The following is a 25007-nucleotide window of genomic DNA, read 5'->3' as shown; positions in this document are numbered from 1 at the left end:
TTCCCATCTCTGGCCAAAGCGCTTCCGAAAGTGATTACTACACGGGTCGTTGGCGGTATGGCCACTGGTGGACTGGCCGTTATAGTCTCGGTGTTGGATCTTATTCATGAAGTGAACTCCGGTGATTATGATGCAGCCGCAGCGTATGGGGTGTCGATTATTGGCACTGGCATGACGATGTACGGTGGTATGTTGTTGGCGCAGGTAGCCGGTAAAGGAGCCGGGTGGTTAGCCCTTGCGGGCCCGTGGGGTTGGGTGGCCCTTGGCCTGACACTGGCGATCGCTGGAGGAGTTGCGGCAGTTTTTCTCGATGATGAACCTTTAGAAGAGTGGCTGAAACGTGGTCCGTTTGGAAGAGAGAATGACAGCGAGTTTAAGCATTTAAAGAATGATCCGGACGAGTCTTTTTATCGGCTGACCAACCTTCTTAGCCGGCCGCGAATTGCTGTAAAGAACGTGTATAACTTCAACATTAATGCGGTTAAACGTGGTTATGCCCCGACTTTGGAGCAGGATCGAAAGCTTTCCGCTATAAACGCGGAAGTGACTATAGAGAACAACTTGTACGGGTTGTTGGATGAGGTTTCATTGAGGTCCGAATTAAGAATTGTTGAAGCATCTTACATGGGATCAAGCTGGGGATTAGGGGCCCGTCAGGTCACTAGGATCCAGAACGTAAAGGTTGTGGTGGAGGAACCGCTCGAAAACGGGATAAAACTGTATTTGGAATTACCAGAGCGAAAATCCGGCAGTACAGTTTCAGGGTTGGAAGTGCGTGCCCAATGGTCGTCGATCTGGAGCGGTGCTGATCGGTGCCGCAAATTGGTTTTTCCGGCTCCCAAACTTGCAGACGGTACTCGATTTGATCCGGCGGCCCATGGTGATCCGGATTTTGAATCAGATAAGCTGCTTTTCTGGGCGAGCCAGAAAACCCACGGTACAAGCTAGACAGGAAGGATTCTATGAGTAACGCTGCCTCGCTTCAGTACGAAGACACCGCGTATCGTGGCAACAGAAAAAGCCCTGAACCTATTGCTCCATCTGAACAAAGTAAACTGTTCATAAATGGCTGGACTCAGGGTGGCCGGCCGCTTGCGAAAAGCAGCCGCTCTGGTGTTTTTCCACCCAAGGCTTTGGAAACCTGGTCGCCCGAAGTCATGGTGGAAGAGGATAATCTCAGGCGCCAGTTCGAGCGAGAAGCGGCCGAAGGCGGAGAGCCCTATAATCCAGCAGGCTGGATCAACGGAATCAGCATCCGATTCGCAACACTTCCTCGCGTGAGTTGGGCTTTGTTGTGGATGCAGCATGGCGGCCGCTTTATAGCGACCTGGTTGTTTGGTTTGTTTGTCATAGCCATGTTGATGACTTGGTTCAACATAGGCGAAGAAATTGGCGCTCACGCTTTCTGGACGGAAGCGGTTTTCCCTTTTGTCGCATATCTCTATGCACCGGCTTTTTTATTTTGGGCGATAGGTCGCTTTCTTGAAAAGCACTTCCCCCACATCATCTACCGCCGCCCCAAAGGCCCCAAATGGGAGCTGAACCGTCGCACCGGCATGGTGACCCTCTACTACGATCCGGACACGGACGAGCGGGCAGGTGAGATCAGTGCCCAGGCACCCTTCGATGAATGGGATGGTTACCTGGTTACCTTGCCGGATCGTCAGGGCAACCTCTGGTATCGACTGAACCTGGTACACAAAACTGAAGAGTGGGCCTTACCCCTGAACCAGTTGATGCCAGCCACCACTAACCGGGAAGACGTCCTGGCTTTCTGGCTGCTGGTTTGCCGGTACATGGATGTCACCCAGCCACTGCCGGATATTCCGCTGTTCGAATCCTTCCGTCACCAGGATCCCCGCACGGTTCGCCATGATGAGAAAGCCGGTCGTAATCCCCGTTACTGGCGGGATATGAGCAAGCAGGAATACGAGCGGTTCAAGCAGGACAATCGACACAAACTGCACAACAACAAGTGGTAACAAAAGGCCGTGAGTCATGGTTGATGGCCATCGGGTTGACGTTGATCAAGAGCGCTCAACTGAAAACCAGCAACAGCCACTTTGCCAAGCTGTTTGACGAGTACCATGATCTCGACCACGAGGTTCACCGCATCGAAACCGGTGTTGAGAACACATCAGACGAGTATCTGGAAGAGCAGAAGAAAAAACGCCTGCACCTGAAGGATCAGCTTTACACCATGATTCGTGAGCATGAGGCTTCCGTCGCGGGCTGATACCTACATTATAGCCGGCCGGTAGGTTAGACTGGCCGGCTTTAATTCAGCTTAAGGAGCCCAAAATGATCTGGACCGTATACCTTTCCGGCGAAATCCACACCGACTGGCGTGAGCAGATTGCTGCGGGTGCCGAGGCGGCCGGCCTGCCGGTTGAGTTCACCTCTGCCAATACCGACCACGAATCCAGCGACGCTGCGGGCGACTTCCTGGGCAAGCCGGAGAGCAACTTCTGGCGTGATCACCAGTCTTCCAAGGTGAACGCCATCCGCACCAAAACCCTGATTGAACAGTGCGACCTGGCGGTTATCCGTTTTGGCGACAAGTACAAGCAGTGGAACGCGGCCTTCGACGCCGGCTACTGTGCCGCCATGGGCACGCCTTACATCACGCTGCATGATGAAGATATCGTGCACCCGCTCAAGGAAGTCGATGCAGCTGCCATGGCTTGGGCACAAACGCCGGAACAGGTGGTTGAGCTGCTGAAGTATGTAACTGCCTGAGAACAGAGTTTTTCGGAATACCTTCAACAGGATGTAAAAAGGGCAAAGGAACATGCCACTCTTCACGACCGGCAGTGCCAGGGCAGCAGCCCTGGCACTCAGCCTGCTTTTTCTTTCGTTACTTGCCACTTATCCGCCTCAGGCTAATGCGGGGCCTCCGGCCATTCCCCTGGCGAATGTCTATCACCCAAGCGTAAACCTCGAGGATTACTGGGTCAGTGAAAAGCTGGACGGTGTCCGGGCTTATTGGGATGGCGAGAAGCTCTGGTCCCGGGGAGGGCATGTGTATGCGGCGCCGGACTGGTTTACGGCGCAGTTTCCGTCACATCCGCTGGACGGTGAACTCTGGAACGGTCGCGGGCGCTTTGCCGAGTTGTCCGGGGTGGTGCGCAAGGGGCAGCCGGTGGACGAGGAATGGCGTCAGGTGAGGTTTCACGTGTTTGACCTGCCGCTGCCGGACACCGTGTTCGAGGGGCGTTACCGGCAGTTGAAGCAGCTGGTTGAAGCGTCTGGTTCACCGTACCTGGCCTTGGTGGTGCAGCGCCCGGTTGCCAGCCATCCTGAACTGGTGGCAGAGCTTGAACAGGTCGTGGCTGCCGGTGCGGAAGGCCTGATGCTCAAGCGCAGAAACAGCCGGTACCAGGCCGGCCGTTCAGATGATCTGCTGAAAGTGAAAACCCACGACGATGCCGAAGCTACGGTGGTTGGTCACCTGCAAGGTAAGGGCAAGTACAAGGGGCTGATGGGATCGCTGGAAGTGGAGTTGGCCAATGGCCGCCGCTTTCGTATTGGCACCGGATTCAGTGATGTTGAGCGACACAATCCGCCGACTGTTGGCACGGTGATCACCTTCCGCTACCGGGGCTTCACGGCCACCGGCTTGCCCAGGTTTGCCAGCTTTCTGCGCGTGCGAAATGATGAGCCGGAGGTGAGCCCCGATTAGGGCTCTACCGCCTTGCTGCTCTCGGCGAGCTCTTCCAGTGTGCTGTATTCACATTCCTGTTCGGCAACAAAGCTTCTGGCGGAATCGGTCAGGATGTTGTCATCCCGCATAAACCGGCGGCCCAGCAGTACCGGATAGGCGAACTTGCCCCGGTCGGTGAGGGAAAACTGGGTTTCGTGCATCTTGCCGGCGATGCAGAATTCCATTTTCACCACATGCCGGCGCTGGGAGGGCGCACCTTTGCGCTTGATCAGCACCGTGCGGTAAACCGGCCGCTCGAATTCCAGGATGACTTCGTCGTGTTCCAGCTCACCTTCGCTGGGCTGGTCTTCATGATCGCCCAGCGGCAACTGGAAGCGTACCCACTCCTCGTTGTCTTTCTCGAAGCTTTCCACGTTCACCGCATGCAGCGATGAGGTTTTGGCGCCGGTGTCCAGGCGCGCTTTCAGCCGGATGCCGGTTTCGCCCATCACCACCCACTCAATGAAACCGAGCACTTCCGGTTCGGCAGAGCTTTCTGGTTGGGGCTCGGCAAGGGCCGGGCTGGCTGAGAACAACAGGCTCGTCAGGGCGATGATGGCAAATCGCATAGGCTACTTCCTCTGGCTGCTCAGTGGACAACAGGCGCGCACGGCCGGTTTGGGTGGTACGGGCACAAAGACTAGCAGGATCAGGTGTCTGTCGCCCTTTCGGGCAGATTAACAAACGTTGAGCCACGGCACTCCGGTTTGCCCCGGGGCCGCATTCTGGCCCGAAAATGGCCAGTGCAAAGCACCGCCAAGGGCGTACACTGGAAGGATACACGGGAGATAACCATGGTGTCTGTTCCTTCCGCTGGGCGAGTCCAGCAACACATTTCAGCCATCGCCAGCGGCTTTCTGGGTGACTGGCTAGAGCACCGGGGCAACGCACTGGCGGTGCCGATGACGGTGTTTGCCGACGGCGAGCCGCTGGATCTTCTGAACCCCCGGCCCGCTGCGCCGGGCAGTGTGCTGTGCCTGTCCATCCATGGCTTAATGGAGCTGGAATCAGTATGGGATTTTCCGGGCCAGCCAGGCAAGCACTATGGCACCGGGCTGGCTGAACGGTTAGGGGATGCTTCGGCCCTCAAGCTCCGTTTCAATTCCGGTCGGCCCATCTATCGCAATGGCCAGGACCTGGCCGCGCTGCTGGAGCGGCTGGTCAGCAATTGGCCGGTACCGGTAACACGCCTTGTCCTGATCGGCCACAGCATGGGCGGCCTGCTGATTCGCAGTGCCTGTCATTACGGAGCGGAAAATGATGATAGCTGGGTTCGGCTGAACCCGGACTGCGTGTACATCGGCTCGCCCCACGACGGTTCCTGGCTGGCAGTCGGTGCCCACAAGGCCGCCGGCTGGCTCAACCGGGTGCCCCGGGATTACCTGAAGGTGGTGGGCGAGGTGATCGACCTGCGCAGTGAAGGCATTCGCAACCTGTCACGGGGCGAGGTGTTTGAACCGGGCACGGCGCACCAGCCGCTGTTAGCCGGCGCCCGGCATTATGTGATCAGCGGCCTGCTGGCCAGGGGTGAAGAGCACCTGGTGAATGCCTTGTTTGGCGATGCGCTGGTGCATGAGGCCAGCGCCCGGGGTGCCAGGCAGCCGGGCTGGCAGCTGACCGGCACAGCGAATTTTCCGGGGGTGGATCACATCCGCCTGGCCCATCATTCAGCCGTAGCACGGCAACTTGAGGAGTGGCTGGTATGAAACCAACCCATAGCAATGCCCATTGGTGGCTCGGCGTGGCAGACCTGCTGGCCCATGGCGTGCAACACGGAGCGGTCAAGCTGCAACGGATTCACCTTTCGGTGGCGGATGAGAGCTTTCGGGTGCTGGAAGCCATTCCCGCAACCCGGCACAGCAGTCGCATCGTGCGTGTCTGCCACCACGAAATATCCCGCCTGAGCTATACCGGCTTGTCGCTGGCCGGGCGGGCAGCCGCCGGACTGGCCGCCAGGGCCGCTGCGGGTCATGTCCGGAAACATGACCTGAATGTGAATAATTCTTAGTACGGTTTTAACCCAAAACGCGAAATTTCCCCGGTAGGGTAGGTTCACGCAATCGGGAACGAGTCGTCCCGGTTGTTCGTTTCGACGAATGGAAACCTGACCACAGAGGAAAACGCGTTATGAGCTACAAAGCCAGTTTTGCGTGTGTCACCGTTCTGAGTGCTGCTGTATTCACCGCCCCGGCCGTCTGGGCGCAGGACAGCGTCAGCCGTGATCAATCCGGCCCCTACATCAGCGGTAGCTACGGGGGCTACAAGTCCCACGGTGGCGAGTTCGAGGATGAGAACGACTTGCTGGGTGCTGCCTTGGGTTACCAGTTCAACGAATTCTTCGCCCTGGAGGCCGAGTACATCGATTTCGGCAACTTCGGTGATGACGAGGTAGAGGGCAAGCTTAAAGGGGCCGGTTTGAGTGCCATTGGCCGTCTGCCGCTGACCCAGAGCTTTGGTGTGTATGCCAAGGCCGGTGCCTTTGCTTCAGCCTTTGATGTTGAAGCGTTTGATGAAAGTGAAACCTACGATGAAGTAAACCCGTTTGTTGGCGCGGGTGTCGACTTCCGGGTGACCGAGCAGCTGACAGCGTTCGCCGAATACAACCGCTACAACGTGGATATCGATGAAGACGACTTCAACGGCCAAGTGACCAATGACGGCCCGGACTTCGATACTGGCCGGGTGGGCCTGAAGTTCCAGTTTTGAGCCGCCTGAAACCAAAAAGCGCAGCCCGGCGAGGCTGCGCTTTTTGCGTTTAAGGAACCTGGATTACTGCTGGTTTTCCAGCTCGCCAAAGGTGTCGGCAAACAGCGCCGTAGACAGGTAGCGCTCGGCGGAATCCGGCAGGATCACCACAATGTTCTTGCCCTGGTGCTCCGGCTGTTTGCTTACCCGGACGGCTGCCGCTACTGCAGCTCCGCAGGAGATGCCGCACAGAATGCCTTCTTCTTTCATCATCCGGTGCGCCATGGCCATGGCGTCTTCGTTGCTGATGGCTTCAACCTGGTCCACCAGGTCCATATCCAGGTTGCCCGGAATAAAGCCGGCACCAATGCCCTGGATTTTGTGGGGGGCCGGCTTCGGGTCCTGGCCGCTGCGCACCTGGGTGATGATCGGGGAGTCGGTGGGCTCCACGGCTACGGTGGTCACAGCCTTGCCCTTGGTCTGTTTGAGGTAACGGGAAACCCCGGTCAGGGTGCCACCGGTGCCTACGCCGGAAACAAAGATGTCCACTTCGCCGTCGGTGTCGTTCCAGATTTCCGGGCCGGTGGTGTCTTCATGGATGCGCGGGTTGGCCGGGTTCTCGAACTGCTGGGGCAGGAAGTGGTTGTCCGGGTCTGCCGCCACCAGTTCTTCCGCCCTGGCAATGGCGCCGGCCATGCCCTTGGCGGGTTCGGTCAGTACCAGGTCGGCGCCCAGGGCTTTCAGCACCTTGCGGCGTTCCAGGCTCATGGAGGCAGGCATGGTCAGTACCAGCTTGTAACCCCGGGCGGCTGCCACGTAGGCCAGGGCAATACCGGTGTTGCCGCTGGTGGGCTCAACGATAGTCATGCCGGGCTTCAGAACGCCGCGTTTTTCCGCATCCCAGATCATGGCGGCGCCAATGCGGCACTTGACGGAATAGGCCGGGTTGCGGCCTTCAATCTTGGCCCAGATCGTGGCGCCGTCGTTCACCCGGTTCAGTCTTACCAAGGGGGTGTTGCCGATGGAAAGGGAATTGTCGTTATAGATGCGTGCCATGGTTTGCTCCTGGTGTCTGATAAGATCTGCAGATCCTACCCCTACAGGTCTGGCCAAGGCCAGACTGTGAGCGGGCATATTCAGAACCAAACGGAGTAAGGTTATGAACGAACCCCCCTTCGACTGGGCACAGAGTCCGGCTGCGGTCTGGCGTCGCCACCGTTCGGGCCTGCGGGCCATTCGCCGGCTGGACCCGATCAGCTGGGACGATCTCACCGGCATCGCGCGACAAAAACAGGCCCTGGCCCGCAATACCGAGCGTTTTCTGGCCGGTGAGCCGTCCAACAACGCACTGCTCTGGGGCTCCCGGGGTACCGGCAAGTCGTCGCTGATCAAGGCCTTGCTGAACCGTTACCGGGATCAGGGGCTGCGGATGATCGAGGTGGACAAAGACGACCTGGTAAACCTGCCGGAAATTGTCGATGACATCTGTGACCTGCCGTACCGGTTTGTGATCTTCTGCGATGACCTGTCGTTCGATGTGGGGGAGTCCGGTTACAAGGCGCTGAAGAGCGTGCTGGAAGGCTCACTGGAGCTGCCGCCGGAGAATGTGCGGGTGTATGCCACCTCCAACCGCCGGCACCTGATGCCGGAGTTCATGAGCGACAATGTGAAAAGCGAAGTGCGGGATGGCGAGTTGCATCCGGCGGAGGCTATCGAGGAGCAGGTGTCGCTGGCCGACCGCTTTGGCCTGCAGCTGTCGTTCTATCCCTTCTCCCAGGATATCTACCTGCAGGCGGTGGATGCCCTGTTCCCGCAAGTGGCAGACCGGGAGCAACTGCATATCGAAGCGGTGCGCTTTGCCACCGGCAAGGGCGTACGCAACGGCCGCACCGCCCAGCAGTTTTTCCGCCAGTTTGCCGGCGACCCCCGGTTCACCTGAGGCCGGCTACTGCCGGCGGGCCATCTTGATAAACCGGTGGTGAATCATGCGGATGCCGATGAACACCAGCACCATCACCACCGGAATGGCAACGCCCAGCACCAGCGAGTGATTAAAGGCTACGCCGGCCTCGCGCAGGGTATCCAGTGCCAGCTTCAGCAGGCCGATCAGGTAGTAGGAAATGGCCACCACCGAGAAGCCTTCCACGGTGTGCTGCATCATCAGCTGGATGCGCGAGCGCCGGTCCATGGAGCTGAGCAGTTGCTGGTTCTGGCTCTGGATGGCCAGTTCCACCCGTGTGCGCATCATATCCGAGGCCCGGTCTACCCGGCGCGACAGGTCTTCCAGCCGTTCACCCACGGCCTCACAGGTTTTCACCGCCGGGGTCAGGCGCCGGGTCATGAACTCGGTGAGGGTGAGGTGTCCGGACACTTCGTCTTCCCGCAGTTCTTCCAGCCGGGTCAGTACCAGCCGGTGGTAGGCCCGGGTGGCGGAAAAGCGGAAGGTGGAATGGGCCCGGAAAGCTTCAATGCGCGAGGCAATGTTGGTCAGCTCCGCCAGGATCTTTTGTTCGTCCAGGGTTTCGTTGTCGGCCAGTGACTGTGTGATGTTTACCAGTTGCTGATCCATGTCGTTCAGGGCCGGGGTGATTTCCCGGGCCAGGGGCAGGGCCAGCAGCGACATCAGCCGGTAGGTTTCGATTTCCATCAGGCGCTGCACCAACCGGCCCAGCTGGCTGTCTGACATGCTGTGGTTAAGCACCATAAACCGCCCGAACTGGTCGCTGTGCAACTGGAAGGTGCCCAGAATCCGCGCCGCCCCTTCCTGCGGACTGCTACCCACCAGGCGCATGCCTTCAAAGTGTTTACGCATGAACGCCAGCTCGTTGCGGGCGCTTTCAGACGATGGCCGTACTTCCACATGGAAGGCCCCTACCACCGTGCCTTCGAGTTCGTTCAGCCAGCCGTCCGGCAGCAGGCTGATGCCGGTTTCGGCAAACGGATCGGCATCGGAGTCCCGCAGGTTGGTGAAGGTGTAGGTGGTGAACTCCATGTGCACTTCCCGGCGGATGCGCAGCGGGCCGAAATCCTGTTCGTAGCAACTTACTTCCTGTTCCGGCCAGTGTTCGCCCAGCAACCGGTGCAGGTTCTGCAGGTGGCGGAACTGGCTTTGCCGCTGGGCCGGGGTGGTCAGCAGGGCGATCTGGGTAACCCGGGCGCGTGAAGGCAGCACCTGGAACGGGCGGGAATGGAGCTCCTGGTACAGATCGGCCCGGAGCGGGTGGAAATCCAGGGAGCGTGGCTGGGAGGTCACGGAGTTGTCCTTGGTTATGCTGGTTGTACAGGGATGATAACGCGGAAGCACACGCCGTCAATTCCGTTATGGTGCTGGTTGAAGGCTTCCACCTTACCACCATGGTAGTCGGCAATCAGTCGGACAATCAGCAGGCCCTGGCCCAGGTGGCCTTCGGCCTTGCCTTCCCTTCGGGTGACAAAGGCACCGAAGATATCCACACCGGCGGTTTCCGGCAGCTGTGAGCCTTCGTTGAAGACATCCAGCTGGTAGTGGTCTGTTCGATGTTGCAGGCGTACCTCGATGTTGCCCTGTTCCGGGGTGAAATCCCGGGCGTTATCCACCAGCTTGTCGAGCATTTGTACCAGCATTTCCGGGTTGCCCAGCAGGGGGCAGCCATTGGGCGGTCCCTGATAGTGAATCCGGTGCCGGTCATCCAGCTGTTGGTAGGCAGCACAGGCCTGGCTGGCGACCTCGGCCAGGTCAAAGGGTTCTTTGTCGGCCTGGTCAAAGCTCTGTTCCAGCCGGGCTGCTTCGCTCATGCTGGTGAGGATGCGGCGCAGGCGCTCGGTGGCGGCGGAAGCCCGCTCCAGGTATTCCCGGCGCTCGGTTTCCGACTGGCTGTGGGCGAGGTTCTCCAGCGAGGAGCGCACCACGGCCACCGGGGTTTTCAGCTCGTGGGACAGCCGGCGGGAAAAACTTTCCAGGTATCGGTTATAGCTTTGCAGGCGGTCGACCATCTGGCCGAAGTGCTGCTGCAACTGGCCCAGCTCATCGCCGGATCTTGGCACAGGCACCGGGCCGAGGATGCGGCCGTCGTCATCCACGCTGGCACTCACCAGCCGCTGCAGGCGGGTAATGCGCCATGACAGCCAGCTGGCATAGCCCAGCAACACCAGTGTCAGCGCCAGAATGATCAACAGGGAGCGGGCCAGCACACTGCCCAGAGCCGAGCCGGATACGCTCAGCAATTGGTCCAGGGATTGCTCCAGCAGCATGGAGCGGCCGTCGAACAACGGGTGGGCGGTGGCCAGCCACAGGGAGTCGTCCGGGTGTTTCACCAGCCCGTTGTCGGGCACCTGGCGGGTGTTCAGCTGGAAGTCGGTGCCGGCCAGGACTGCTGGCTCCGGTTGATACCAGCGCACCAGGGCGCGCAGACCGTTGAGGGTCAGGGTGTCCAGAATCTGCCCGGGCGACAGGTTCTCGAAGTCGGTGCTATCCCGGCCCTCCCGGCTGACGCTGGCGGTTATCCAGCCGGCGGGCTCGGTGATGGTGACCTGCTGTCCGGGGCCCAGTTGCCGGCCCAGGGCCCGCTCCAGAACCCGGTGAGGATAGATCAGTGCTGGCAGGGGCTCGGTCCCGGTTCCGGCCAGAGTTGCGCCGGTATCGCTGCGGGCCACCCGGAAACCCAGCCGGCTGCCCTGGGCGGGCAGTGGCATTCGCACTTCCAGCTGCCAGCTGGAGGTGCGGATACGCCAGTTGGCATGGACCCGGTAGTCCCACTGTTCCGGCTCGCTGGCGGTGGTGGCCCGCACTTCATCCGGTTTGATTTGCCAGATGCGGGGGCCGGCGGGTTGTTCCAGCTCGCTGGCGGGGGCCTGCAGCCAGAGTTCGAAGCGATCATAGGGTTGCTCCGGCCGGGCCGGATTGAAGGGGGTCAACGGGTGATGCTGAATGTCGGCCAGCAGGTACAGGTAACGATCATCCGCCGCTGCCTGCCAGCGCAATTGTGGCTCGCCCGGGCGGGTTGCGGCGCTTTGCCAGGGTTGCCGGTGGTCCTGGTCTTCATAGCTGGGCCAGACAAAGGTGTCGCCTGGCGTCTGCACGGGGCGGGCATACACCACCGGGTCGGCGCCAATGGCCGGTTGCCCCAGCAGCAGATCGTCGGCCAGTTCGGTCAGCCGGGTGCTCTGGGTTTGCAGCTGCTGCAGGGTTTGCTGGCGCAGGGCCGCGTCCAGCTCCAGCACAAAACTGAGGCCGGCCCAGGGGATCAGCAGCATCAGCAGGTTGGCCAGGAACAGCTGGCGCTTCAGGCTCAAGGGTTACACCTCACGGGCATTCCAGCGGTAGCCCATGCCGTAGGCGGTCTGGATGCCATCAAAGGTCTCGTCCAGCTGAATGAATTTGCGCCGGATGCGTTTGATGTGGGATGTCACCGTGTTGTCGTCCAGCACGGTGCTGGCGGCTTCCATCAGCTGGTCCCGGGTGCGGACATGGCCGGGGTGCTGGACCAGTGCGTGCAGCATCCAGAATTCGGTCACCGTCAGGTCCACCGGCTGGTCGTTCCAGGCTACCGTCATGCGGTCTACATTCATGGTCATCCGGCCCCGGTGAATCACTTCGTCCGGCTTTTGCAGGGCTTCGGCCCAGGCCTCGGCCCGGCGCAGCAGGGCGGTGATGCGGGCCAGCAAATGGTCCAGGCTCATGTCCTTGGTTACGTAGTCGTCGGCGCCCAGGCGCAGGCCGTGTACCGAGTCGATGTCGCTGTCCCGGGCGGTCAGGAAAATAATCGGCAGGGTGGCCGACAGGGCCCGCAAATCCTGGCACAGGGTAAAGCCGCCTTCCGGTTCGTCGCCCAGGCCCACATCGATAATAGCCAGGTCTGGCAGGCTCTGGCGCAGCACCTGCCAGGCGGAGGGCCGGTCACCGTAGGCGGATACCCGGTAGCCCCGGCGTTCAAACGCGGCCCGGTAGTTGTCGCGGATACCGGCTTCGTCTTCTATCAGAACAATGTGTTTTTTCATGGCTGTGTGTTTCACCGGAATGTGTAGCCATTAAACCACGCTCAAGGGCTGGTACAAGTTGTGCTGGCCTGATTGCCATAATTCATCATTTTTTGTCGCCGGCCTGCCCGTTTCTGCCACGGAGGTGCCCGTTCCGGCTGTTGCAATGGCATCACCAACTTCCACTAAAAAGGATGCCGTGATGATGTTGCTATCGCTGCTTGCCAACCCGGCCGTCCGGGCCGACCTTTATCCGCAAACGACCCGCACCATTCGCCCTTTGATCAGTAAACGCCGCTGGCTGCGCTGTGCCGAAGGTGTGAGCCTGTGGCTGGCGGTTCTGCTGATGCTGTTTGTCCATCCGCTGTATGCCGAGGCCAGTGACCGGCAAGCCGGGCAAGCTGAGGAAGCCGGCCAGCTCTACCTGATCGACAGCCAGGGCAACCGGCAGCAGCCGGCACTGGTTCTGGACAGTGAGTTTCAGGTGCGGGTGTCCGGCCTGCTGGCGGAGACCACGCTTACCCGGGAATTCCGCAATACCAGTGATTCATGGCACGAAGGCATTTTCGTGTTTCCGTTACCGGAGCGGGCCGCTGTGTTCGGGTTGACCATGACCGTGGGTGAGCGCCGGATAGTCGGGCGCATCGAGCCCCGGGCCAAGGCCCGGGAAACCTACGAGAAAGCGAAGTCTGCCGGCCAGCACGCCGCCACGCTGGAGCAGCAGCGCCCCAATCTGTTTACCAGCCGGGTGGCCAATATCCCGCCCGGTGAAACCGTCCGGGTGGAGGTTCGCTACCAGCAACCGGTGAGCTATCGCCACGGCGAGTTCGAGTTGCGCCTGCCCACCACGCTCACGCCCCGTTACATGCCGGGTGAATCACTTATCGAGACAGCAACGCAGTGGCAGGCGGGCTGGGCCACGGCCACCACGCAAGTGCCCGATGCTGCGGAGATCAGCCCGTTCACGGTGCGGGCGGCTGATGTAGATGAGCGCAGCCACCGGGCCCGGATTGAGCTGGCCATCGACAGTGGATTCCCGCTGGCCGGGGTAACCAGCCCCAGTCACAGCCTGGTGACCGAGACAGACGGCGGCCGGGTGGTGGTGCGTCCGGAAGGCCGGGAAGTGCTGATGGATCGTGACCTGATTGTGCGCTGGCGGCCGTTAACCGGCCGGGAACCGACGGCGGCGGTGTTTCACCAGCAGTGGCAGGGTGAGGATTTTCTGATGGCGATGATATTGCCCCCGGACGCCACCGGCCCGGTGTTGCGTCGGGAGCTGTTGTTTGTGATTGATACCTCCGGGTCCATGGCAGGGGAGTCCATTGTGCAGGCCCGTTCAGCGTTGCTGAAAGGACTGGATAGCCTGCGCCCGGGGGACTATTTCAACGTTATTCAGTTCAATTCCCAGGCCCACAGCCTGTTTGCCCGCCCGGTGCCGGCCGAGGGCCATTACCTGGCCCGCGCGAGGCAGTATGTGGAAGGCCTGAATGCCAACGGCGGCACGGAAATGGCCGGGGCGCTGTCACTGGCAATGGCGATGGAGCCAGCTCCGGCAGAAGGATTGGTGCAGCAGATGGTGTTTATCACCGACGGTGCCGTAGGCAATGAATTGGCGTTGTTCGAGCGGATTCGTACCGGCCTTGATGAACGAAGGTTGTTCACGGTGGGCATCGGCTCGGCCCCTAATATGCACTTTCTGCGCGAAGCGGCCCGCTGGGGCCGTGGCGAGTTCACCGCGATACACAATACCGGTGAGGTGAATCGCGCCCTGAACGGGCTGTTTGCGGCCATGGAAGCCCCGGTGATGAGTGATCTGACCGTGCGCTGGCCCACCGGTGGCAATCCGGTGGAAACGGTGCCGGCCAGGCCCGGAGACCTGTTTCAGGGTAGCCCGCTGGTGCAGGTGGTACGCGGTGTGCCCGCCGGTGGTGAGCTGGAGGTCTCTGGCCGCTTGCCCGGCGGCCGGCCCTGGAACACCCGGCTTGATTTGGGCAATGCCGCCCCGGCCAGCGGCCTGAACCGCCAGTGGGCCCGGGGCCGGATAGACGAGCTGATGGATGCTGCCCGCCTGCAGGGTGAGGCGCCGGATGAGCCGGCAATCCTGGAGTTGTCCGTGCAACACGGGGTGATGTCGCCGTTCACCAGTTTTGTGGCGGTCGAGGAGCAACCGGCCCGGCCGGCGGACGAGAAGCTGGACACCGAGGCGGTTCCCACCTTGCTGCCAGCGGGTAGCCGGGATGGCATGTTGCGTTACCCGCAAACCGCAACCGCCTGGCCGTTGCTGGCGGCACTGGGCCTGTCCGGCTTGGTGCTGGCGCTGGCCATGTTGCTGCTGAACCGGAGGCCGACATGGTGAACCGTCTGTTATTGCTGTTGTTTGGTGCCTCCGCCACCGTATTGATGTTTGGCTTGTGGATTCCCTTCAAGGCGCTGGTAGCCCAGGAGCTGCTGGCACTGGCCTGGGCCGAAACCCAGGCGCGACAGGTGGAAGCCCGGCCCTGGCCCTGGGCCGATACCTGGCCGGTGGCCAGGCTGGAGTTGCCGGAGCTGGGGGTGTCGATGATTGTGCTGGAGGGCCTGCACGGAGAAAGCCTGGCATTTGGCCCGGGGCGGATGGTCACCGGGGAGCAGGGGCCGGTGATTCTGGCTGGCCACCGGGATACCCATTTCCGGCCCCTGGAGTACATTGAGCCGGGCCACCGGGTGCAGCTGCAGGGCCAGGACCAGCAGTGGCAGCAGTACCAGGTAACCGGAACCCGGGTGGTGGACAGCAGAACAGAGTCCATCGATACCAGCACCTTCGGCCCGGATACCCTGCTGCTGGTAACCTGTTACCCGTTTGATGCGCTCGATGCCAACGGCCCGCTGCGTTTCGTGGTGGAGGCAAAACCGGTTAACAGACCGGTACAAAAGGATACTGTTGCCGCCCTCTGATTTTGGCGTACACTTGTGCGCCAAAATTTCGAGTAACGGTAAAGCAGTATGGCAGTCGCAAGAAAAATTCTGGCCTGGCTGAGTGTTCCGCTGATTTGCATGCTGGCCCTGATTGGCTACATCGCACGGCCTTTCAACCCGGATAACAACCGTTTGCTGGCATGGACACTGGCCCGTGTGGGGCGCTGTCTGCTGGGTATGAAGCGCCCTTTGTATGGCGCCGAAAACATGCCGCAAGACCGGCCCACGGTAATCATCGCCAACCACCAGCAGAACGATGACCTGTTCGTGGTGGGCGACCTGCTACCGCCGCGCACTGTGGCGGTGGGCAAGTCCTCACTGGTGTGGTTGCCGTTCTTCGGCCAGGTGTTCTGGCTCGGCGGCAACATCATCCTCAATCGCGGCCGATCCCATAAAGCCGTGGCAGCCATGCAGGCTACCAGTGATGCTATCCGCAATGACCGCAAAAGCATCTGGGTGTTTCCTGAAGGCACCCGTAGCCGTGGCCGGGGGCTGGGCAGCTTCAAAAAAGGCGCTTTCCACACGGCTATTGCCGCCGGAGCCCCCATCACCATGGTGTGTGCCGGCGAGTATCACGGCCAAACCCGTGGCTGGGCCGGCCGCCGGAAACCGGTGCCGGTACATATCCTGCCGCCGGTAGAAACCACCGGCCTGACCCGTGACGATGTGCCGGAGCTGATGGCCCGGTGTCACCAGCAAATGGCAGACGCCATCACAGCCCTCGGCCACCGCCCCGGAACAGCTTGAATGCCTGCCCGAAACAGGGCAGTCTTCTGGCAGGATTGAACACCACATAAGGGGAGTGGATAAATGAGCTTTCTCTGGTTTCTGATTATCGGTGGCCTGGCCGGTTGGCTGGCGGGTCTGATCATGAAGGGCAAAGGCTTCGGCGTACTGGCCAATATCGGTATCGGTATTGTCGGCTCGGTGATTGGCGGTGTGCTGTTCAGCATGCTGGGCCTGGCGGTAAAGAGCATGGTCGGTGAGCTGGTGACCGCCACCGTGGGTGCTGTGCTGCTGCTGGCCGTGGTCAACAAGATCAAGCAGGGCTGACATGATTGTACCCGTAACCGCAGTATTCGCGGCCGTTATCGGCCTGTTGTTGCTGGTGCTCTCGGGCCAGGTGGTGAAATACCGGCTCAAGTACCGCATGGGTCTGGGGGTAAATGACGACCCGGAGTTTGAAGCGGCGGTGCGCGCCCACGCCAACCTGGTGGAATACGCGCCGGTTGGCCTGATCATGCTGGCTATTGCCGAGTTGAACGGTGTCGCCAGCGGCCTGGTCTACTGGACAGGCATGGCATTAGTGGTCGGGCGAATCCTGCATGCCTGGGGCATGATCAACGGCAAGGGTGGTCCCCACAAAGCCCGAATGATCGGTATTTTGCTGACCTGGCTGGCGATACTGGTGGCGGCGTTGTTGCTGCTGTGGAATGTCTGGCAGGTATACGGCTGAGTCGGATAGCTGTCTAAGGAACGGGGCCCTCGAGGCCCCGTTTCTGTTTACGGCGCGTGACGTTTCAGAGGGCCTGGGCCATATCCACGGTAAGATACTCCAGTTCCACCCGCCGGTTGGCTGCGTGGTCTTCCGGCCGGGTCAGGGGGCGTTCGGCGCCCCAGGTGGTCATCAGGATGGCACTTTGTGGCACGCCCTCCTGAATCAGCAACCGGGCTACAGCGTTGGCACGCAGCCTGGCCAGGAAGCGGTTGTACTCGGGTGAACCAAAGTTGTCGGTATGGCCGTGGATTCTGACCCGTACACCGGGGTGGTTTTTCAGGTAGGCGGCATGCTGGCGCATAATGGCAGCATCGCCGGCGTCAGGCACATGTTTGTTAAAGCCATAATGGAACCGGGTGCGGTGAGGGCGGCCGGCTTCTGTCCCCAGCGAATCTGCCATTACACCGGAGAGCAGGGCGGCCCGGGCGAGCATTTCGGGGTTGTCCAGAACGAGTACGGTCATGTGCAGTATCCTTGAGTCCAGTGTCAGGTTCTTCTTGTTATTGCCGTTTCACTATTCAGTTATAGAGCAATAACAACAATTGGCTAATGGTCGATAGCCCCTGACGGGGTTGTTGGTCACCGATTGAATGGCATTTGTGTGACCTGGTGATGACATTACACCGCGAAAAGAAGGCCCCGCTGTGGTAAAAAACAGCTTTTCAGGGACAGATTATGATGAATTGTGACCGCCCATGCTGATTATCCCCGCCGAGAACGCCATCAACTGGAAACGCCCGCCCTGGGTAACCCTGGGCCTGATGATGGCCTGTGTCATGGTGTTCCTGTTCTATCAGGGAGCAGACGACCGCAAGCTGGACGCAGCGATCGAGCAGTACCTCGATGGCAACCTGCTGGCACTGGAAGCCCCCGCCTACGAAGACTACCTGCAGCGGGAAATCCGCTTCGAAGCCGACCAGCAGAGTGTGCTGGAGCTTCAGGAATTCCAGGCCCTGAGGGAGCAGGATGAACAAGGCTGGCAGGCGGTTACCCTGCTGTTTGACCGGGATTATTACCAGTACCTGCAAGACAATCGTGACCTGATCTGGTCGGTGGCCGAGCGCAACCAGTGGTCGGAGCAGCGCGGTGCCATTGAGGAGCAGTGGATCAGCCGCATGAGCGCCTTCCAGCTGGGGCTGGTACCGTCAGACCTGTCGCTGTATACCCTGATCACCTACCAGTTCCTGCACGGGGGCTGGGGCCACATCATCGGCAACCTGCTGTTCTTGTTCCTGCTCGGTTTTACCGTGGAGCGGGCGCTGGGCCCGGGCAAATTCCTGGTGGCCTACCTGGTGTGCGGGGCCCTGTCCGGGTTGGTATTTACCGGGTTTTCCATGGGCAGCCAGGTCCCGCTGGTGGGCGCATCCGGTTCCATATCCGGGCTGATGGGTATGTACGTGGCCATCTATGGCCTGCAGAAAATCCGGTTTTTCTACTTCCTGGGTGTGTACTTCAACTACTTCCGGGCGCCGGCCATTGCCATGCTGCCGGTGTGGCTGGGCAAGGAGATCTACGATTACTGGTTTGCCGGGGCCACCGGTATTGCCTACATGGCCCACGCCGGCGGCCTGCTGGCGGGGGCTGCCCTGGTCTGGCTGTTGGGCAAGAGCTGGTTGCAGGTAAAAGAAGAGTTCTTCGAGCCGGAACCGGAGCAGCAAGACGAGCAGTTTACCCGAGGGTATGCCCAGGCCATGGCCAGTGTTGGCCGCATGGAATTCGACCTGGCCCGGCGCCAGTTCGAGGCTTTAAGGGAAAACTATCCGGACAGAACGGTATTGCTGGAGCACCTGTACCAGCTGGCCAAGTTGCGCCCGGACCTGCCGGAATACCGGGACCTTGCCCGAACCCTGATGGCCGATGCCATGAACCGACGGCAGCCAGAACAGATGCTGGAAGTCTGGAACGAGTACCTCAGCAAGGGCGAAGCCCACCACCCGCTGGCGGTGGAAGACCATAACCGGGTGCTGTTCACCAGTCTGAAAAACCACGACCTGAAAGCCGCTGAAAAGGCCTTCGAACGCATGCGCCTTAAGGCCGAGCCGGATATGGTGCAGGAAGCCTGCCGGTTGCTGCTGGCCGAGTTCGAAAAGCTGCAGATGGAACCCAAGGCCCGGCATTACCGGCAGTTGTTAAGGGGCTAGTCCGGCACCTGAAAGCTCGCCTTCGGCCCTTTCAAAGGCTGCCGGTTGCGGGCCTGTTCCAGCCACACCTCAATATCCTGGTGCACCGGATGGCCGGCGCATCGTTTCTGGATAAACGCCAGGAACGCGCTGGCCTTCTCCCATTGCTGAAGGCCATTGGCCAGGGCCTGGGCCACAATCAGGTAGGCGGGTGCCAGCTGGTCACTGTTCGGGAAGCGTTTGTGAAAGTCCTGCAGCAGGCGGATAGCCGTTTTCGGGTGGCCCCGGTGATACAGGGTATTGGCACAGGTTACCGCCAGTTCCGGGTCTTCGAGCTTGAAGCCGGGCTCCAGCGTCTGCAGGGTTTCTACCAGCCGGTTCAGCCCGTCACCGTCCTGCCGCGCGGCCAGCCAGGCCATGATTCTGGGGTGGAACCGGTACAGCTCCCGGGCATCGTTCCGGGCGGTCAGCAGCTGGTATAACTGGCCGACGCGCACCGGGTTATCCCGGTCATTCTTCAGGGCTTCCAGCAGCATGCTGTGTACCCGGTCGTAGTTGCCGTCTTTCAGGTTCATGTCCAGGTCGGCATCAAACCGGCTGCTGCGATCCCGCTGGTGGTTTTCGGTTATACCTTCCTCATCCTGCAGGTCTGACGCAAAGCCTAGCTCCTCCTGGTACTGAAACAGCAGGTAGCCAAGCATGTGGAACAGGATCAGGGTGAAGGTACTGTTCAGAAAGCCCGCTAGGGGTTGCGCTACCCACATGGGGAAGTGGTTAACGGCAAAGTCCTGGGCTGCACCGGAGGCCAGGGTCAGCAGAATCAGGTAGCCATAAAGCAGGAAGTAGGGGGTGCCGATTCGGGAGATCAGTACCGCCAGGTTCATGGGGTTTACTGCGGCACCCACCGACCGCTCCATGGCCAGCACCATGATGCTGGCGGGCAGGGCCAGTACCGCAAAGGCCAGTGCCAGCATCATCAGGATCGGCCCGCCGATCATGGCGGCGGCGCCCACAAGGCCGCCCATCAGAACAAACACCAGTAGCTGCAGAATCACGATATTGAACCCGCTACCGGTAAAGGCGACGGCCACGGGTGGCGGTTTGAGGTGGCCTTCGGCGGTGTGGTTGATCACCGCGTAGGTGTACTTGAACAGCGCCAGGGCCAGCACAATCCAGATCAGCACGCCGAACAGGTTGGGTGGTGCAATCAGCGGCACCAGGGTGCAGATGGCGATGACGATCAGCGGGTCGGTATGGAACGGGTAGCGGAAAAACGCGCCTACCCGTTGCCAGAAAGGGACCACTTCGGTGGCGGCGCCCAGATAACGCATGGCCTTGCTGCAGCGGGGGCAAAGGGCCCGGCGCTGCCGGGTGTCGGCATCGGGCATACAGCGGGTGCAATAATGCATTTGGCATTCACCGCAATGCCACTTGGCGGGCTCACCCGGGTGGTAATGACAATCGTGCTTCACGGAGAGGATCCTGGTCCGTCAGAAAACAGGCGCTAATGATGACAGAACTGGCAGGGGGTCGCAGCCATTGTGTTCACACTGCGGGATTCCGGTGCCCCGCAGCTCGTCCGGGCTATACCCGGTTGTTGCGCAGAAGGCCGGGTTGGCATAGAGAATCCGGTGTTGGGCGTCGGTGACCAGTATAGAGCTGAGCGACAACTCGGTTGCCGCGCGCAACAACGCAAGTGACTATTCACCAAGGAAATGTCGAACATTCATCGTCGCCGGTTGAAGTCTCACTTATCGGTGCAATAGTTAGTGGATAGAGTGTTACCAGACAAACTCCACGAGGAGGCAATGTATGTCGAACACATCACCAAGCAAAGACAGCCTGAATACCCTCTCCACCCTGAGCGCGGGTGGCAAGACGTACCACTACTACAGCCTGCCCAAGGCAGCAGACACCCTGGGCGATCTCAACCGCCTGCCGTTCTCCCTGAAAGTACTGATGGAGAACCTGCTGCGCAACGAAGACGACACCACGGTCGACCGTTCCCACATCGATGCCATGGTGCAGTGGCTGAAAGACCGGGGCTCCGACACGGAAATCCAGTTCCGCCCGGCCCGGGTGCTGATGCAGGACTTCACCGGGGTGCCCGGGGTGGTGGACCTGGCCGCCATGCGCGAGGCGGTGAAGCAGGCGGGTAAAGACCCGGCCCTGATCAACCCGCTGTCGCCGGTGGACCTGGTCATCGACCACTCGGTAATGGTGGACAAGTACGGCAATCCGTCTGCCTTCAAGGACAACGTCGCCATCGAGATGGAGCGCAACCAGGAGCGCTACGAGTTTCTGCGCTGGGGCCAGCAGGCCTTCGACAACTTCCGGGTGGTGCCGCCGGGCACCGGTATCTGTCACCAGGTCAACCTGGAGTATTTGGGCAAGACCGTCTGGCAGAAGGATATGGACGGCAAGACCATTGCCTATCCGGATACCCTCGTGGGTACGGATTCCCACACCACCATGATCAACGGCCTGGGTATCCTGGGCTGGGGTGTTGGCGGTATCGAAGCCGAGGCGGCCATGCTTGGGCAGCCGGTGTCCATGCTGATTCCCGAAGTCATCGGCTTCAAGATTACCGGCAAGCTGCGTGAAGGCATTACCGCCACCGACCTGGTGCTGACCGTGGTGGAAATGCTGCGCAAGAAAGGCGTGGTGGGCAAGTTCGTGGAATTCTATGGCGACGGCCTGAAAGACATGCCGGTAGCGGACCGCGCGACCATTGCCAACATGGCGCCGGAATACGGTGCTACCTGCGGCTTCTTCCCGGTGGATGACCAGACCATCACCTACATGCGCCTGACCGGCCGCGACGAAGAACTGCTGGAACTGGTCGAGAACTACGCCAGGGCCCAGGGCCTGTGGCGCGAGCCGGGCCATGAGCCGGTGTACACCGACACCCTGGAACTGGATATGGGCGATGTCGAGGCCAGCCTGGCCGGCCCGAAGCGGCCCCAGGACCGGGTGGCCCTGAAAAACATGAAGGCTTCCTTCGAGTTACTGATGGAAACCGCTGAAGGCCCGGCGAAGACCCAGGAAGGCAAACTGGAATCAGAAGGCGGCCAGACCGCAGTGGGCGTGGATAACAGCTACGAACACCCGGCCAGTCAGCCGCTGGAAATGAACGGCGAAAAGTGCCGGCTGGACCCGGGTGCCGTGGTGATCGCTGCCATTACCTCCTGCACCAATACCTCCAACCCGAGCGTGATGATGGCCGCCGGCCTGATCGCCCAGAAGGCGGTGGAGAAGGGCCTGGACACCAAGCCCTGGGTGAAAACCTCGCTGGCGCCGGGCTCCAAGGTGGTCACCGACTACCTGAAAGTGGCCGGCTTGCAGGACGACCTGGACAAGCTCGGTTTCAACCTGGTGGGTTACGGCTGCACCACCTGCATCGGTAACTCCGGCCCGTTGCCGGATGCCGTGGAAAAGGCCATTACCGATGGCGACATTACCGTAGCCTCGGTGCTGTCCGGCAACCGCAACTTTGAAGGCCGGGTGCATCCGCTGGTGAAAACCAACTGGCTGGCTTCGCCGCCCCTGGTGGTGGCCTATGCCCTGGCGGGCAACGTAAGGCTGGATCTGACCAAAGACCCGCTGGGTACCGACAAAGACGGCAACCCGGTGTACCTGAACGATCTCTGGCCCAGCCAGGCGGAAATTGCCGAAGCGGTCGAGAAGGTGAAAACCGACATGTTCCGCAAGGAATACGGCGAGGTGTTCGAAGGTGACGACATCTGGAAATCGATCAAGGTGCCGGAGAGCAAGGTGTACGAGTGGAGCGACAAATCCACCTACATTCAGCACCCACCCTTCTTCGAAGGCATGAGCGAGCAGCCCGAGCCCATCGAGAACATCAAGGATGCCAACATCCTGGCCCTGCTGGGGGATTCGGTGACCACAGACCACATCTCCCCGGCCGGTTCCTTCAAGCCGGACACTCCTGCCGGTAAATACCTGCAGGAACACGGTGTTGAGCCGAAAGACTTCAACTCCTACGGCTCCCGCCGGGGCAACCACGAGGTGATGATGCGCGGCACCTTCGCCAACGTGCGCATCCGCAACGAGATGCTCGACGGCGTGGAAGGCGGCTTCACCAAATTCGTGCCCACCGGCGAGCAGATGGCCATCTACGATGCCGCCATGAAGTACCAGGAAAGCGGCACCCCGCTGGTGGTGATTGCCGGCAAGGAATACGGCACCGGCTCCAGCCGGGACTGGGCCGCCAAGGGTACCCGCCTGCTTGGCGTCAAGGCCGTGGTGGCGGAATCCTACGAGCGTATCCACCGCTCCAACCTGATCGGCATGGGCGTGATGCCCCTGCAGTTCCCGGAGGGCGTGGATCGCAAGAGCCTGAAACTCACCGGTGAGGAAACCATCAGCATCGAAGGCCTGTCCGGCGAGATCAAGCCGGGCCAGACCCTGAAGATGACCGTGAAGTACAAGGACGGCTCCACCGAGAGCTGTGAACTCAAATCGCGGATCGACACCGCGAATGAGGCGGTGTACTTCCAGCATGGCGGTATCCTGCACTATGTGGTGCGGGAGATGCTTCGCACCGCCTGATGCCATCCTGCGGGGCCAGCCCGGCTGGCCCCGTGTCCTGCCCCGCATTTTCAGGTAAGCTGGCGGCCTTTTCTTAATCCCTGAATGAAGACAAGGTGCCATGGCTGACTCCCCACGCGACGACATCAAAGCCAAACTCAACCTCGAAACCTCCCGAATTCACTGGCACGAGCTGCAGACCTACTACGCCCGCGGGCAAGTTGTGCGGGTTGCGCCGGAGCTGGACTTGCTGGACGTAGCCGCAGAACTGACCGCCGACAACAAGGCGCAGTTCGAACAGTGGATGACCTCCGGGCAGGTGGGTGAAGTGGCACCGGACCTGGCGCGCGGCTGGTACGACCGCAACGCGGAACTCTGGGCCGTGGTCATTGCGCCCTGGGTACTGGTGCAGGATCGCTCGGGCGCCAGCCTGCACTGATCCTTTCCCTTAGCCGTTCTTTTCCGAGGTTGCCATGCTCACCGGCGCTTTGCTGATTCTTGCCCCGTTATTTCTGGGCTTTGCCTTTGCCCTGTCCAATCGCCGGTTGATGACGGTGATCCACTACACCGTGGAAGGGCTGGTGTATTTCATTCTGGCACTGCTAGGCCTGAGCCTCGGGCAGATGGAAGGGCTGCTGGGGCAGCTGGGCACCATGGCGGGACAGGTCAGCGCGCTGGTGGTGGTGTTACTGGTAGCGAACATGCTGGGGCTGTGGCTGTTTCATCGCTGGGCGCCACTGGATGTCGGGGAACAAACCGGCGAGGGTCGGCCGGGCTACCGGCGCCTGTTCCTGGCCGGGCTGAAACCCCTGTTGGCGGTGCTTGTGGGGGCTTTGCTGGGTTATTTCCTGTTTCCGGAGCTGCCGCTGGTGGACGATGTGGCCACCGGTGCCTTGATGTTTCTGCTGTTTCTGATTGGCCTGCAATTACGTAATGCAGGCCTCTCCCTGCGCAAGTTGCTGATGAACCGTCAGGGGCTGGGCATTGCCCTGGCGCTGGTGGCAAGCTCCCTGGTGGCGGGCCTGGCGTTGATTCCGGTATTGCAGGTGCCCTGGCACCAGGCCCTGGCGCTGGCGTCGGGTTTCGGCTGGTATTCCCTGTCCGGCATTGTCATTGGCGATGCCCTGGGTCCGGCCTGGGGTGGCGTAGCGTTCCTGAACGACGTGCTGCGGGAAATCATTGCTCTGGCTCTGATTCCGCTGGTGATCACCGCTCGCCCGGCCATGGCCATCGGTTACGGTGGTGCCACCGCGATGGACTTTACTTTGCCGGTTATCCGCAGCAGTGGCGGCCTGGCCTGTGTGCCGGTGGCCATTGCCTCCGGTTTTCTGCTGTCGTTTCTGTCTCCGGTGTTGATGGGCGTGTTCCTGTCTTTCGGCTAAGCTGAATATCAGGGTTCTGGTTGGGTCCGATGGCCCGTGCGGGTAGGCGGCTGCAGGACATCTGTATTACTATCCGACACATTGTGTTATTCGGAGCCTTTCATGCACCGCCGTCGCTTCCTCCAGCTCTCGCCAAGAACGGAACAATTGAAACAACG

The 25007-nt window shown here is 60.7% G+C and carries 26 protein-coding genes; 18 read left to right on the top strand and 8 right to left on the bottom strand.

Features of this window, described 5'->3' with window-relative positions; genetic code table 11:
* The 5 genes from B2589_RS05725 to B2589_RS05705 form a co-directional block, all read left to right on the top strand.
* The coding region (locus B2589_RS05725; protein ID WP_286815915.1) for a hypothetical protein at nt 1-948 on the top strand (948 nt) is incomplete at its 5' end.
* A 14-nt stretch (nt 949-962) separates the two neighbouring features.
* Nucleotides 963-1982: a hypothetical protein gene (locus B2589_RS05720; protein ID WP_286815914.1), complete on the top strand. Its 1020-nt coding sequence runs from the start codon at nt 963-965 to the stop codon at nt 1980-1982.
* A 23-nt stretch (nt 1983-2005) separates the two neighbouring features.
* The gene (locus tag B2589_RS05715) at nt 2006-2236 is read left to right on the top strand and encodes a YdcH family protein (RefSeq protein WP_286815912.1); all 231 of its coding nucleotides are present in this window, start codon (nt 2006-2008) and stop codon (nt 2234-2236) included.
* 65 nt (nt 2237-2301) lie between these two features.
* Nucleotides 2302-2739, top strand: coding sequence for a YtoQ family protein (locus tag B2589_RS05710; protein ID WP_022988574.1), 438 nt, complete (start codon nt 2302-2304; stop codon nt 2737-2739).
* Between the two features lie 52 nt (nt 2740-2791).
* Entirely contained in the window at nt 2792-3682 is an 891-nt protein-coding gene (locus B2589_RS05705; RefSeq protein ID WP_286815911.1) for a DNA ligase, read from the top strand.
* On the opposite strand, the gene B2589_RS05700 is transcribed toward B2589_RS05705, so the two are convergent.
* The gene (locus B2589_RS05700) at nt 3679-4272 is read right to left on the bottom strand and encodes an ATP-dependent zinc protease (RefSeq protein ID WP_058342051.1); all 594 of its coding nucleotides are present in this window, start codon (nt 4270-4272) and stop codon (nt 3679-3681) included. The genes B2589_RS05705 and B2589_RS05700 overlap by 4 nt on opposite strands.
* A gap of 225 nt (nt 4273-4497) precedes the next feature.
* Here B2589_RS05700 and B2589_RS05695 point away from each other — a divergent pair, with 225 nt between their 5' ends.
* The 3 genes from B2589_RS05695 to B2589_RS05685 all read left to right on the top strand — a co-directional run bounded on the left by B2589_RS05695 (nt 4498) and on the right by B2589_RS05685 (nt 6409).
* Nucleotides 4498-5409, top strand: a complete 912-nt coding sequence (locus B2589_RS05695; protein WP_286815910.1) for an esterase/lipase family protein — start codon at nt 4498-4500, stop codon at nt 5407-5409.
* Nucleotides 5406-5711, top strand: coding sequence for a hypothetical protein (locus tag B2589_RS05690; protein ID WP_022988570.1), 306 nt, complete (start codon nt 5406-5408; stop codon nt 5709-5711). Before B2589_RS05695 ends, B2589_RS05690 begins: the two co-directional genes overlap by 4 nt.
* A 119-nt stretch (nt 5712-5830) precedes the next feature.
* Entirely contained in the window at nt 5831-6409 is a 579-nt protein-coding gene (locus B2589_RS05685; protein ID WP_286815908.1) for a porin family protein, read from the top strand.
* Between the two features lie 63 nt (nt 6410-6472).
* Here the strand turns inward: B2589_RS05685 and cysK are convergent, their stop codons facing one another.
* Nucleotides 6473-7444, bottom strand: coding sequence for a cysteine synthase A (gene cysK / locus B2589_RS05680; RefSeq protein ID WP_058342049.1), 972 nt, complete (start codon nt 7442-7444; stop codon nt 6473-6475).
* A gap of 103 nt (nt 7445-7547) precedes the next feature.
* Between cysK and B2589_RS05675 the strand changes: the two genes are divergently transcribed.
* A complete protein-coding gene (locus B2589_RS05675; protein WP_286815907.1) occupies nt 7548-8327 on the top strand; it encodes an ATP-binding protein in 780 nt (259 codons plus the stop codon).
* A gap of 6 nt (nt 8328-8333) precedes the next feature.
* Here the strand turns inward: B2589_RS05675 and B2589_RS05670 are convergent, their stop codons facing one another.
* From B2589_RS05670 to pdsR, 3 genes are read right to left on the bottom strand one after another with little or no spacing between them, the layout of a single operon-like run.
* The gene (locus tag B2589_RS05670) at nt 8334-9641 is read right to left on the bottom strand and encodes a DUF3422 family protein (RefSeq protein WP_286815906.1); all 1308 of its coding nucleotides are present in this window, start codon (nt 9639-9641) and stop codon (nt 8334-8336) included.
* 14 nt (nt 9642-9655) lie between these two features.
* Nucleotides 9656-11659, bottom strand: a complete 2004-nt coding sequence (locus B2589_RS05665; protein ID WP_286815905.1) for an ATP-binding protein — start codon at nt 11657-11659, stop codon at nt 9656-9658.
* Between the two features lie 3 nt (nt 11660-11662).
* The gene (gene pdsR, locus B2589_RS05660; RefSeq protein WP_199457119.1) at nt 11663-12364 is read right to left on the bottom strand and encodes a proteobacterial dedicated sortase system response regulator; all 702 of its coding nucleotides are present in this window, start codon (nt 12362-12364) and stop codon (nt 11663-11665) included.
* 181 nt (nt 12365-12545) lie between these two features.
* On the opposite strand from pdsR, the gene B2589_RS05655 reads away from it, so the two are divergent.
* From B2589_RS05655 to B2589_RS05635, 5 genes are all read left to right on the top strand, one after another.
* The gene (locus tag B2589_RS05655) at nt 12546-14699 is read left to right on the top strand and encodes a marine proteobacterial sortase target protein (protein WP_286815904.1); all 2154 of its coding nucleotides are present in this window, start codon (nt 12546-12548) and stop codon (nt 14697-14699) included.
* Nucleotides 14693-15277, top strand: coding sequence for a class GN sortase (locus B2589_RS05650; protein ID WP_286815903.1), 585 nt, complete (start codon nt 14693-14695; stop codon nt 15275-15277). Before B2589_RS05655 ends, B2589_RS05650 begins: the two co-directional genes overlap by 7 nt.
* A 48-nt stretch (nt 15278-15325) precedes the next feature.
* The gene (locus B2589_RS05645) at nt 15326-16045 is read left to right on the top strand and encodes a lysophospholipid acyltransferase family protein (protein WP_232902792.1); all 720 of its coding nucleotides are present in this window, start codon (nt 15326-15328) and stop codon (nt 16043-16045) included.
* A gap of 63 nt (nt 16046-16108) precedes the next feature.
* Nucleotides 16109-16351: a GlsB/YeaQ/YmgE family stress response membrane protein gene (locus tag B2589_RS05640; protein ID WP_199457116.1), complete on the top strand. Its 243-nt coding sequence runs from the start codon at nt 16109-16111 to the stop codon at nt 16349-16351.
* Nucleotide 16352: 1 nt separating this feature from the next.
* A complete protein-coding gene (locus tag B2589_RS05635) occupies nt 16353-16754 on the top strand; it encodes an MAPEG family protein (RefSeq protein ID WP_058342041.1) in 402 nt (133 codons plus the stop codon).
* A gap of 64 nt (nt 16755-16818) precedes the next feature.
* Here the strand turns inward: B2589_RS05635 and B2589_RS05630 are convergent, their stop codons facing one another.
* On the bottom strand, nt 16819-17259 hold the full coding sequence (locus tag B2589_RS05630) for an OmpA family protein (protein WP_058342040.1): 441 nt from the start codon (nt 17257-17259) through the stop codon (nt 16819-16821).
* A gap of 232 nt (nt 17260-17491) precedes the next feature.
* Between B2589_RS05630 and B2589_RS05625 the strand changes: the two genes are divergently transcribed.
* Nucleotides 17492-18937 carry a rhomboid family intramembrane serine protease gene (locus B2589_RS05625; protein WP_286815901.1) on the top strand — a complete coding sequence of 482 codons (1446 nt, stop codon included), beginning with the start codon at nt 17492-17494 and terminating at the stop codon, nt 18935-18937.
* On the opposite strand, the gene B2589_RS05620 is transcribed toward B2589_RS05625, so the two are convergent.
* Nucleotides 18934-20388 (bottom strand): B-box zinc finger protein, encoded by a 1455-nt coding sequence (locus tag B2589_RS05620; RefSeq protein WP_286815900.1) that lies wholly within the window; start codon nt 20386-20388, stop codon nt 18934-18936. The two genes, B2589_RS05625 and B2589_RS05620, sit on opposite strands and share 4 nt — an antisense overlap.
* Nucleotides 20389-20406: 18 nt before the next feature.
* The gene (locus B2589_RS05615) at nt 20407-20604 is read right to left on the bottom strand and encodes a PAS domain S-box protein (protein ID WP_286815899.1); all 198 of its coding nucleotides are present in this window, start codon (nt 20602-20604) and stop codon (nt 20407-20409) included.
* A gap of 124 nt (nt 20605-20728) precedes the next feature.
* Here B2589_RS05615 and acnA point away from each other — a divergent pair, with 124 nt between their 5' ends.
* The 3 genes from acnA (at nt 20729) to B2589_RS05600 (ending at nt 24849) form a co-directional block, all read left to right on the top strand.
* Complete coding sequence (acnA, locus tag B2589_RS05610; protein ID WP_286815898.1) at nt 20729-23488, top strand: aconitate hydratase AcnA; 2760 nt, start codon at nt 20729-20731, stop codon at nt 23486-23488.
* 100 nt (nt 23489-23588) lie between these two features.
* Nucleotides 23589-23906: a DUF2288 domain-containing protein gene (locus tag B2589_RS05605; RefSeq protein WP_022988554.1), complete on the top strand. Its 318-nt coding sequence runs from the start codon at nt 23589-23591 to the stop codon at nt 23904-23906.
* Between the two features lie 34 nt (nt 23907-23940).
* A complete protein-coding gene (locus B2589_RS05600; RefSeq protein WP_094624886.1) occupies nt 23941-24849 on the top strand; it encodes a lysine exporter LysO family protein in 909 nt (302 codons plus the stop codon).
* Nucleotides 24850-25007: the final 158 nt, after the last annotated feature.

The sequence above is a fragment of the Marinobacter sp. UBA3607 genome (assembly GCF_002375525.1).
In the GTDB taxonomy this organism is placed as follows: domain Bacteria; phylum Pseudomonadota; class Gammaproteobacteria; order Pseudomonadales; family Oleiphilaceae; genus Marinobacter; species Marinobacter vinifirmus.
This window is presented reverse-complemented; position numbering and strand designations above follow the sequence as displayed.